Origin of the sequence: Tsuneonella dongtanensis, assembly GCF_001698205.1 — a bacterium.
GTDB classification, from domain to species: domain Bacteria; phylum Pseudomonadota; class Alphaproteobacteria; order Sphingomonadales; family Sphingomonadaceae; genus Tsuneonella; species Tsuneonella dongtanensis.
Genome location: NZ_CP016591.1, coordinates 510,422 through 520,173 on the forward strand (window position 1 = coordinate 510,422; position 9,752 = coordinate 520,173).

16 protein-coding genes are annotated in these 9,752 nt (G+C 66.3%); 11 read left to right on the forward strand and 5 right to left on the reverse strand.

The genetic code is table 11. The annotated features are described in order from the left end of the window. Positions 1-282 precede the first annotated feature (282 nt). The 10 genes from A6F68_RS02415 to A6F68_RS02460 all read left to right on the forward strand — a co-directional run bounded on the left by A6F68_RS02415 (position 283) and on the right by A6F68_RS02460 (position 6,721). Positions 283-1,128 (forward strand): pyruvate, water dikinase regulatory protein, encoded by an 846-nt coding sequence (locus A6F68_RS02415; protein ID WP_067675847.1) that lies wholly within the window; start codon positions 283-285, stop codon positions 1,126-1,128. Then, positions 1,125-1,703 (forward strand): Maf family protein, encoded by a 579-nt coding sequence (locus A6F68_RS02420; protein WP_067675850.1) that lies wholly within the window; start codon positions 1,125-1,127, stop codon positions 1,701-1,703. The genes A6F68_RS02415 and A6F68_RS02420 overlap by 4 nt, the downstream gene beginning before the upstream one ends. Beyond that, positions 1,700-2,557, forward strand: a complete 858-nt coding sequence (locus tag A6F68_RS02425) for a shikimate dehydrogenase family protein (protein ID WP_067675853.1) — start codon at positions 1,700-1,702, stop codon at positions 2,555-2,557. The genes A6F68_RS02420 and A6F68_RS02425 overlap by 4 nt, the downstream gene beginning before the upstream one ends. Beyond that, a complete protein-coding gene (gene coaE / locus A6F68_RS02430; RefSeq protein ID WP_067675855.1) occupies positions 2,554-3,147 on the forward strand; it encodes a dephospho-CoA kinase in 594 nt (197 codons plus the stop codon). The genes A6F68_RS02425 and coaE overlap by 4 nt, the downstream gene beginning before the upstream one ends. A gap of 63 nt (positions 3,148-3,210) precedes the next feature. Further along, positions 3,211-3,897: a DNA polymerase III subunit epsilon gene (dnaQ, locus tag A6F68_RS02435; RefSeq protein ID WP_067675857.1), complete on the forward strand. Its 687-nt coding sequence runs from the start codon at positions 3,211-3,213 to the stop codon at positions 3,895-3,897. Positions 3,898-3,941: 44 nt separating this feature from the next. Beyond that, positions 3,942-4,511, forward strand: coding sequence for a ribosome hibernation-promoting factor, HPF/YfiA family (gene hpf / locus A6F68_RS02440; RefSeq protein WP_067675858.1), 570 nt, complete (start codon positions 3,942-3,944; stop codon positions 4,509-4,511). An 85-nt stretch (positions 4,512-4,596) separates the two neighbouring features. Next, on the forward strand, positions 4,597-5,058 hold the full coding sequence (locus tag A6F68_RS02445; RefSeq protein ID WP_067675860.1) for a PTS sugar transporter subunit IIA: 462 nt from the start codon (positions 4,597-4,599) through the stop codon (positions 5,056-5,058). Beyond that, the gene (locus tag A6F68_RS02450; RefSeq protein WP_067675862.1) at positions 5,045-5,527 is read left to right on the forward strand and encodes a PaaI family thioesterase; all 483 of its coding nucleotides are present in this window, start codon (positions 5,045-5,047) and stop codon (positions 5,525-5,527) included. Before A6F68_RS02445 ends, A6F68_RS02450 begins: the two co-directional genes overlap by 14 nt. 7 nt (positions 5,528-5,534) lie before the next feature. Next, on the forward strand, positions 5,535-5,870 hold the full coding sequence (locus tag A6F68_RS02455) for a DUF1491 family protein (RefSeq protein WP_067675865.1): 336 nt from the start codon (positions 5,535-5,537) through the stop codon (positions 5,868-5,870). 200 nt (positions 5,871-6,070) lie between these two features. Next, positions 6,071-6,721, forward strand: a complete 651-nt coding sequence (locus tag A6F68_RS02460) for a cell wall hydrolase (protein ID WP_067675867.1) — start codon at positions 6,071-6,073, stop codon at positions 6,719-6,721. 18 nt (positions 6,722-6,739) lie between these two features. Here A6F68_RS02460 and xth read toward each other — a convergent pair whose 3' ends face one another. The 3 genes from xth to A6F68_RS02475 are packed head-to-tail and all read right to left on the reverse strand — an operon-like array spanning position 6,740 to position 8,325. After that, positions 6,740-7,513 (reverse strand): exodeoxyribonuclease III, encoded by a 774-nt coding sequence (gene xth / locus A6F68_RS02465; protein WP_067675869.1) that lies wholly within the window; start codon positions 7,511-7,513, stop codon positions 6,740-6,742. Positions 7,514-7,523: 10 nt separating this feature from the next. Beyond that, positions 7,524-7,853, reverse strand: coding sequence for a HesB/IscA family protein (locus A6F68_RS02470; RefSeq protein ID WP_067675873.1), 330 nt, complete (start codon positions 7,851-7,853; stop codon positions 7,524-7,526). Positions 7,854-7,893: 40 nt separating this feature from the next. Beyond that, complete coding sequence (locus tag A6F68_RS02475) at positions 7,894-8,325, reverse strand: CBS domain-containing protein (protein ID WP_067675876.1); 432 nt, start codon at positions 8,323-8,325, stop codon at positions 7,894-7,896. A gap of 111 nt (positions 8,326-8,436) precedes the next feature. Between A6F68_RS02475 and A6F68_RS02480 the strand changes: the two genes are divergently transcribed. Beyond that, entirely contained in the window at positions 8,437-8,724 is a 288-nt protein-coding gene (locus tag A6F68_RS02480; protein WP_067675879.1) for a hypothetical protein, read from the forward strand. Here A6F68_RS02480 and A6F68_RS02485 read toward each other — a convergent pair. Both A6F68_RS02485 and A6F68_RS02490 read right to left on the reverse strand, forming a co-directional pair. Continuing rightward, complete coding sequence (locus A6F68_RS02485; RefSeq protein WP_067675883.1) at positions 8,721-9,083, reverse strand: (2Fe-2S) ferredoxin domain-containing protein; 363 nt, start codon at positions 9,081-9,083, stop codon at positions 8,721-8,723. The genes A6F68_RS02480 and A6F68_RS02485 overlap by 4 nt on opposite strands. 116 nt (positions 9,084-9,199) lie before the next feature. Then, positions 9,200-9,697, reverse strand: coding sequence for a DUF2497 domain-containing protein (locus A6F68_RS02490; RefSeq protein ID WP_067675886.1), 498 nt, complete (start codon positions 9,695-9,697; stop codon positions 9,200-9,202). Between the last annotated feature and the right edge of the window lie 55 nt (positions 9,698-9,752).

Below are 9,752 nucleotides of genomic sequence, written 5' to 3' on the forward strand. Positions count from 1 at the left end.
TAAGATGAAGGAGTCTGTTGGCCCTGTGGAAACCGGGGACAGCGGTGCCCTGCCCGATTTTTCCCGGCGTGGCCAGATTTTCGCACCGTGCGAATCGCGATGAATCCGCGTCAACCGATCGTTGTCCACGCTATCCCCGGGCTGTCGAAAACCTTGTCGCCATGTCCACAAGGCTCGGGGCCGGAATCTGTCAGCGGGCATGGAATCGGCTCGCTCGCTTGTCCCCGCTTCCCTCCCGTGGTTTATGCCGCACATTCTCCACAGGCAGCCGAACCGGAGCCGATGCCCGTCCTCCACCTCCACCTCCTGTCGGATTCGACCGGCGAGACGCTGGAGATGATCGCCAAGGCCGCGCTCGCCCAGTTCGACGAGGCCGATATCCAGCGGCATTTCTGGCCCATGGTGCGCTCGAAGCAGCACCTCGACCGGATCGTGCCCGATCTCGCCGCCAATCCCGGCCTCGTGCTGTTCACGCTGGTCAACGACGAAACGCGCGCGCGGCTCGAGGAGCATTGCCGCATTCTCGGCCTGCCTGCGGTTCCCGTTCTCGATGCCGTGACCGCGGCGCTGGAGGATCATCTCGGGCAGGAAGCACACGGCCGGCCCGGGCGCCAGCACGCGATGGATGAAGCCTACTTCGCGCGGGTCGAGGCGATCCAGTATACGATCGCGCACGACGACGGGGTCGGTCACGAGGACTGGGAGGAAGCCGACATCGTGCTCGCCGGGGTATCGCGCAGTTCGAAGACCCCGACCAGCATCTACCTCGCCAACCGCGGCTACAAGGTCGCGAACATTCCGCTGGTGGTCGAAAGCCCGCCGCCGCGCGAGTTGTTCAAGCTGCGGCGTCCGCTCGTCGTCGGACTGACGACCGCTCCGGAACGACTCGTCCAGGTACGCCGCAACCGCCTGTTGTCGATCGCCGAGGGTCGCGAGACGAGCTACGCCGACGCCGAGCGCGTGGCCGAGGAAGTGCGCTTCGCCCGCCGCATGTTCGCCGACAACGACTGGCCGGTGATCGACGTCACCCGCCGCTCGATCGAGGAGACCGCCGCGGCGGTGATCCGGCTCTATTCGGAACGCGCCCATCGCAGCACTCCGCCGGTCGTCGGGCCGAAGCCGATATGATCGTACTGGCGTCGAAGAGCGCGTCGCGCGCGGAGATGCTGGCGGCGGCCGGTGTGGCGTTCGAAGCGCGCCCCGCCGCGATCGACGAACGTGCGCTCGAGGCATCGATGGCAGAGGCCCGGCCCGATCAGGTCGCCCTCGCACTTGCAGAAGCCAAGGCCCTGGCGGTGGATGAGCCAGAACGCCCGGTTCTCGGCAGCGACTCGCTTGTGGTCGTCGGCGACCAGCGGTTCGACAAGCCGGCCAGCCGTGAGGATGCAGCCCGGCACCTGCGGGCGTTCTCCGGCAGGCCCATGCAGCTCCATTCCGCGGCGGCGATCGCACGCGGCGGCGCGGTGGTCTGGCGGCACACGGCGATCGCGACGCTGCAGGTGCGGACGCTGTCGGAAGACTTCATCGAGGGCTATCTCGACGCCGAATGGCCGGCGGTCTCGCATTGCGTCGGGGTGTTCCGCATAGAGGCGCGCGGCGTCCAGTTGTTCGATCGGATCGAGGGAGACCATTTCACCGTGCTCGGCATGCCGCTGCTGCCGGTCCTCGGCGCGCTGCGCGACCTCGGGGAACTGCCCGCATGAGCCGCCCCTATGCCGAAGTGATCGGCGACCCTATCGCGCAATCGAAATCACCCGCGATCCACGGGTTCTGGCTGGATAAGCTCGGGATCGAGGCGGACTATCGCGCGTGCCATGTGACTGCGGACGGTCTCGCCCGCTACATCGCCGAGCGGCGCGAGGATCCCGACTGGCGCGGATGCAACGTGACGATGCCGCACAAGCAGGCCGTCATCGCCCATCTCGACCGGCTGGAGATCGGCGCCGAACTGGTCGGCGCGGTCAACACCGTGACGCGGCGCCACAACGGCGCGCTCATCGGCTCCAACACCGATGTCGGCGGATTTCTTGAACCGCTCGCGCATGACCTCGCGCAGACGCACTACTTCCGCATGGCCCGGATCCTCGGCACCGGCGGCGCGGCGCGGGCGATCGTGGCGGCGCTCGCCGATCAGGGTTTCACGATCGTCCTTGCCGGACGCGACCCCGCAAAGGCGCGCGCGATCATCGAGGCCATCGACCCGGACGGCGAACATCACGTGACCGACCTTGCGCAGTTTGCCGATCCCACCGACTTTCCTTTCGACGACCGAGAGGGCTGCCTCGACCTCGTCGTCAACGCCAGTCCCCTGGGAATGGCCGGCCAGCCCCCACTTCTCTTCCACTGGAGCCATGCCCCGCCCGGGGCCGTCGCCTACGACATCGTCACCAACCCGCTCGACACCTCCTTTCTCGCGGGCGCGCGGGCCCGGGGTCATCGTTCGGTCGACGGTCTTGCCATGCTGATCGGCCAGGCCGCGCTCGCGTTCGAACGGTTCTTCGGCGTCGCGCCGCCGCGTGAGCACGACCACGAACTGCGCAGGCTCCTCACGGCATGAGCCGCCCCTTTATCCTCGGCCTCACCGGCTCGATCGGCATGGGCAAATCGACCGTCGCGGCGATGTTCGAGGCGGCGGGCGTACCGGTATTCGACGCCGATGCGACTGTACGCCGCCTTCAGGGGCCGCATGGAACCCTGCTTCCGGCGATCGAAGCGGCGTTTCCCGGATCGACCGGCGAAGGCGGTGTCCTGCGCGAGAAACTCGGCGCGCAGGTGTTCGCCGACCCGCAGGCGCTCGCCCGCCTCGAGGGGATCGTGCACCCGGCGGTCGCTGCCGAGCGCCATGCGTTCCTGATCGAGCACGCCGGCGAGCCGCTCGTCGTGTTCGACATCCCGCTTCTCTATGAAAAGGGCGGATGGGAGCAGGTCGATGCGGTGGCGGTGGTCTCCGCCCCGGCCGAAGTGCAACGTCGCCGGGTGCTCGCCCGTCCCGGCATGACGCCAGAAAAGTTCGCGCACATCCTCTCGCTGCAGGTGCCCGACGCCGAAAAGCGTGCCCGCGCCGACCACGTGATCGATACCGGCACCTCGCTTCGGGAGACGGAGGAAGAGGTCAAGGCATTGATCGCAAAGCTGCGCGCCGCCTGACGCGCGGCAAAGCGCCGGGACCCCTTGCATGCCCGCCCGAACGGGCCGATAGAAAGGGCTCACATGCGCGAAATCGTGTTCGATACCGAAACCACTGGCCTCGATCCTCGGACGGGCGACCGGATGGTCGAGATCGGCTGCATCGAGCTCGTGAACCGGGTGCCCACCGGCGCCACCTATCACGCCTACTTCAATCCCGATCGCGACATGCCCGAAGCGGCCGAAGCCGTGCACGGCCTGTCTGCCGCGTTCCTCTCCGACAAGGCGCGTTTCCGCGACAAGGCAGAAGAACTGCTCGCCTTCATCGGCGATTCGCCGCTGGTCGCGCACAACGCCGGGTTCGACTTCGGATTCCTCAACACCGAGCTCGACTTGTGCGGTCTTGAGCCGGTCTGCATGAGCCGGATGATCGATACCGTCGCCATCGCCAAGCGGCGGCATCCGGGGGCCAAGCTATCGCTCGATGCTCTGTGCACGCGCTACGGGATCGACCGCAGCCACCGGGTCAAGCACGGTGCGCTGCTCGACGCCGAGCTGCTAGCCCAGGTCTATGTCGAGCTTACGGGCGGCCGGCAGATCGGGTTCGCCCTTGCCGGATCCGCGGTCGACGAGACGATCGTCGAGGCCGGTTTCCAGCCCGCCCGCGAGCGTGCATTTCGTCCGCCGCGTCCGCACGCCCCAACCGCCGAGGAAATCGCGCGTCACAGCGCATTCGTCGCCAGGATCGAGGGAGCGATGTGGACCGCGTGACGTTGTTGGACTGAAGGTCGCCAAGCACAGGAGAAAGCGTGCCGATGGATATTCGCGTTTCGGGCCACCAGGTCGATACGGGGGCTGCCCTGCAGGAACATGTGAACGAACGCCTCAACGGCATCGTCGACAAGTATTTCAGCCGCGCACTTTCGAGCCACGTGACATTCGGGAAGGCCCCCGCGGGCGCCTTTAGCTGCGATATCGTCACACACGTCATGCAAGGCCTGATCCTGAAAGCCCACGGCGTCGCGCAGGACGCACATCAGGCGCTCGACCAGGCGGCCGAGAAGATCGACAAGCAGTTGAGGCGCTACAAGCGGCGGATCAAGGACCGCCACGAACAGGCCGACCACGCGGCGCGCGAGGAGACTGCTGCCTATACGATCATCGCCGCTCCCGACGCCGATGCCGAGGAAGTCGAGATCGCCGATGCGCCGATGATCATCGCCGAAACGACCGCCGACATTCCCGAAACGAGCGTGGCCGACGCGGTCATGATGCTCGACCTGCGCGATACCAATGCGATGTTTTTCAAAAACGCTGGAACGGGGCGACACAATATGGTCTATCGCCGCCGCGACGGATCGATCGGTTGGGTCGAACCGCGCTGAGACCGACGCGCGAGCGCGCACCGTCCAGCCAGCAATGCCCAGTGTCCGCCGGCAAAGTCCGGCCCTTACGTCCGATTGTCTGCCAATGAACGTCATCTTCAAGCTGCTGCCGGAAGCCGTGTGGATCGATTCCCCGGCCGACAAGCCTGCGATCCTGGGGGCGCTCGCGACGCGCTTCGCCAAGGTCTATTCGCTCGACCGCGACCAGGTGCTGGAAGGGCTGGAAGAGCGGGAGGCGCTCGGCAGCACCGGGTTCGGCCGCGGCGTGGCCTTGCCGCACGCCCGTCTCGACGGGTTGAACCGGCCGGTCGCGGCGCTGCTCAAGCTGGGCAAGCCGGTCGATTTCGGCGCCGCGGACCGGATGCCGGTCGATCTGGCGATCGGCCTGCTGTCACCGATCAACGCCGGTGCCACCCACCTGCATGCGCTCGCCGCGCTGTCGCGACTGGTACGCGACGAGGACATGCACCGTGCGCTGGTCGAAGCGACCGACACGGAAACGCTCTACGCCGTGCTGACCAACGCTTCGGATCGTGACGCTGCCTGAATCGAGCGAGGGGCGGAACGCCAGCGGGGCGGGCCTGCACCACCGTGCGCTGGAGCGGCTATACGACGCGGCTCCGGTCAACACCTTGTTCAATTCGCGTCTGGAGATCGTCTCCGAGGGGCGCTCGCGCCTCGTGTTCACGGTCGACCGGACGGTCTATCATGCTGCCGGGGCCGCGCACGGAACGATCTATTTCAAGATGCTCGACGATGCGGCGTTCTACGCGGCCAATACCTTGGTCACTGACCGTTTTCTCCTGACCACTTCCTTCAACCTGCACTTCACCAAGCCGGTGCGCGAGGGCGAAGTCGTGGCCGAAGGGCGTTGGGTCAGCGGGCGCCGGCGCGTGCTGGTGGCAGAATCGCGCCTCGTCGATTCGGAGGGTGAGGAGATCGGACGCGGCACAGGCACGTTCATGCGATCGCGCATCCCGCTCTCGAGCCTGCCCGGCTACGCCGCGGCGCCCTGATCGCTCCATGGACGATCGACTTCCCGCGCATCTCGAAGCGGCCGGCATCCGCAGGCTCGCGGAATCGATGGGCGGGTTCGCCACGATCCTGTCTCGCGGAGAGCGGGATGCCGGCACGATAGGGATCGTAATTATCGGTCGCGGTGAACCGGCGCGGCTTTACGAACGTATGCCTCAACTGGACGGGAACCGCCCTTTCGTGTGCACCGCCGAAGAGGACGCTGAAAACAAAGAAGAATTTTCAGCGATTCTCGAGCGTCGTCGCCAGCGCGACCCGGATTTATGGTTAATCGAGGCAGATGTCCCGGAAAGGGAACGGTTCGTCGCAGGATTGCCCGGCTGATTTGACTTCGCAGGTGCAGCAATTATTGGGCCGCCCACCTTCTACGGGCGCAGGCGGCTCGGTCGACATGGGGTCGGCCGGTCAGCGCGCAGACGGGGAACGGCCGGCAGGCTGACATCGGACCCGACCATTACCGCAACGAACGCGGATGGGTCCCTACCTGCGACGGAGCGCGTTCACCGCCTTGACCGACGGGATCAATGCAGTTTCATCGCTCGACCATCGCGGCGCTCGCCGCGACTGTGGTTCTTACCCTGTTTACCGCCGACGGATCCGGCGCCAACGCTGACAGCAGCGAGATCCTCCGCACCGAAGCGCAGGCTTCGCCTTCGACTAGTGAGCTCACGGACGAAACGGTCCCGGCTCAATTCGTTTCCGAAGAAGTGGTTCAGCCCCTTCCCGCGACCAAAGAGGCCGACGAGGCCTCGCGCGCAGACTCGCTCCACGAACTCGTCTCGACCATGCCGCGCCCTGCCGCGCTCTCGCGCGAAATGGAATGCCTTGCCGGTGCGATCTACTTCGAATCGCGCGGCGAGCCGCTCGCGGGCCAGCTGGCCGTGGGCCAGGTCGTCGTGAACCGCGCCGCTTCGGGCAAGTTTCCCTCGGACTATTGCGGGGTCGTCTACCAGAAGTCGCAGTTCTCGTTCGTTCGTGGCGGCAAGATGCCACGGATCGACCGTAACTCCGCCGCCTGGGGCCGCGCTACGGTAGTCGCCAAGATCGCGCACGAGGGCCTGTGGGACAGCGAAGTCCGCGATGCGCTGTTCTTTCACGCGAACTACGTGAAGCCGAGATGGAGCCGCACGAAAGTCGCCCGCGCGACCATCGACAGCCATATCTTCTATCGGTGATTGGGGGTGGCGGGGCGTTCAGTCCCGCACTTCGACCCAGACTGGCGCGTGATCGCTCGCTTTCTCGCGGCCGCGGTATTCCTTGTCGACGCCCGCAGCCACCATCCGGTCGGCCAGCTCGGGTGACAGCAGCAGGTGGTCGATTCGAAAGCCGTGGTCGCGCTGCCATGCGCCCGCCTGGTAATCCCAGTAGGTCCACACGCCCCCACGCGGATTCAGCGTATCGATGGCGTCGGTCCACCCGTCGCCCAGCAGGCGGGCATAGGCATCGCGCGATTCCGGCTGCATGAGCGCATCCGAAGCCATCGCCGTGGGCGACCACACGTCCTTGTCCTCGGGGATGACGTTGAAGTCGCCGACCACCGCGACCGGCACCTCGAGCGCCCACAGCTCGCGCATGCGCGCACGCAGGCGTTCCATCCAGGCGAGCTTGTAGTCGAATTTCGGCCCCGGCACCGGGTTGCCGTTGGGCAGGTAGATGCACGCTATCCGAACGCCGTTGACCTCGGCTTCGAGGTAGCGGGCATGTTCGTCCTCCGGGTCCCCCGGTAGAGTGCGCTGGGTTTCTATCGGCTTCGTGCCGTCGGCCAGGATGGCGACGCCGTTGAAGCTTTTCTGGCCGTGCCAGATCGCCTGGTATCCGATCTTCTCGAATTCCTCGAACGGGAAGCCCTCGTCCTGGCTCTTGATCTCCTGCAGGCAGGCGACCGTCGGGCGGGTCTCGGACAGCCACTCGAGCAGCCGCGGCAGGCGCGCTTTCACGCCATTGATGTTGAAGGATGCGATGCGCATCCGGCAGGTTCTAGATGCCGAAGCTGGAACCGCAACCGCAACCGGCGGCAGCCTGCGGATTGTCGACCTTGAAGGCGGCTCCGCCAAGCGATTCGACGAAATCGACCGTGCTGCCGGCAATGAGGTCGAGGCTGACCGGGTCGACCACGAGCTTCACGCCGTCGGTCTCGCTCACCGAGTCGTCGCCATCGGGCGCGTCGGCGAGATCGAACTTGTACTGGAAGCCGGAGCAGCCGCCGCCCTCGACCGAAAGGCGCAGGATCGCCGGCTTCGCCTGGCGCGCGGCGATCGCTGCGATGCGCTTCGCGGCGTTCGAAGTCAGGGTGAGCGGCTCGGCCATGCGGCCGATGTAGGGAGTGGGCGGCCTTCGCTCAAGCGCTTCAGGCGCTCTGGATGTAGCTCCTCATCGCCTCGGCTTCCTGCGCCAGGCTGTCCACCTGCGTTTTCACGAGGTCGCCGATGGAAACGAAACCACACATCGCGCCGTCCTTGACGACGGGAAGATGGCGGATGCGGCGCCGTGTCATCAGTTCGAGCGCCTCGTCGACCTTGGCGCTCGGATCGACGGTGATCGGCGGCGCGGTCATCACTTCGCCGACCTTCTTTGACAGGCTCGCTTCGCCTTCCGCCTCGAGGCAGTAGATCACGTCGCGTTCGGAAAAGATGCCGGCCACCGCTCCGCCCTGCATCACCGGCAGGGCGCCTATCCGTCGCTGGGCAAGGATCGACAGCGCCTCGCGCATCGACATGTCGACGTCGCAGGTGATCACGTCGCTGCTCGCGCGGCCGCTGAGCAAACGGGCGATGTCCATTGGACTCTCCCTTCTTTTTGTTCCCTTGTGTGGTCAGAATGCCATGAAACCGCGGCGAAGGCCAGCTTGCCCCCATTGCCAGCGCAGCCGCGCGCGCCCAGATAGCCCCACATGACCAAACCATCGCCGCTCGACGATCCTGACAGCGCCGCATTCGCCTGGGGTCGCTGGAAGCGTCTGATGCGACTGATGGGCGCGGTGACCGCCGCGACGGTGGCGATGCTGTTGTTCTACCTGTGGTATTCGGGCACCGCGATGTCGATCCACTTCTACATCGCCACCGGGCTCGGCGTTTCCGCCGCGATGATGTTGATGGGCGCGCTGATGGGCTTGGTATTCATGTCGAACGGAACGGGCCACGACGATTCGGTGGCCGATCCGATGGGCGACCGCGACTAAAGTTCGCGCAGGCGCAAGTCCTCGACCGGCACGCCGCCGATCAGGTGTTCCTGGATGATTCGCTCGAGCGCGGCCTCGTTGCACGAATGGTACCAGACCCGGTCCGGCCAGACGACCGCGACCGGTCCTGCCTCGCAGACCTGCAGGCAGTCGGCCTTGGCGCGCTGAACCGTGCGTCCGACCAGCCCCAGTTCCTTCAGCCTGCGCTTGAGGAACTTCCACGCGCGCTCCCCCTCCTCGCGCGAACAGCACTTCTGCTTTTCCGACATGGCGCAGAGGAAGATCTGCCGCTCGACCCGCTCGCCGCCGATCTTGGCGAGTGCCGCGCGTGCTTTCGCGATGTCCGGCTCGGGCGTCATTGGGCGCAATTCGGGCGGCGCGCGAACAGGTCGGACACGGTAGCGGCGGTCCAGGCGATCCCGATTTTCAGTTCCATCGCCGCGGGACTAGCCCGAAGGCCGCGCAGGGGAAAGGGTCAGCCCCGCTTGCCGGCGATCCGGGCGATTTCCTGCTGCACCATCCGCTCGACCATCGCGGGTAGGTTCTTGTCGAGCCATTCGGCCAGCATCGGACGCAGCAGCTCTCGCGTCAGTCCCTCCAGCGAGGTCTCGCCGGAGCGGACGATCTGCGGCGGGACGCCGGGCTCGGCGAGCATCGCGAGCGCCGCCAGGTTCTCCCGCATCGCGTCACGCGCGGCGTCGGTCAGCAGCGGAGCGTCGTCTCCGGCATCGTCGTCCTCGGCCGTGTCGTCGTCGAATTCGGCGAACTCGGGCGCCTGCTCCACGAAATCGGCCGCGGCAAGGTCGAGCACCTCGTCGGCCTCGTCGTCGTCGGCCGGCTCGGGCAGGGTATCCATACCGGCGGTCTCGCGCCGGCGGCGCGTGTCGATCGCGGTCGCGCGGTTATCGCGCGCGATGACTTTCTTGATCGATTCGAGAATTTCCTCGACCGAAGCCTCGCCTTCGTGGCGCATGCGACTGGACCCCCCTTCAACCCTTCGACGATGGGGCGCCGGCATCGACCGGCGC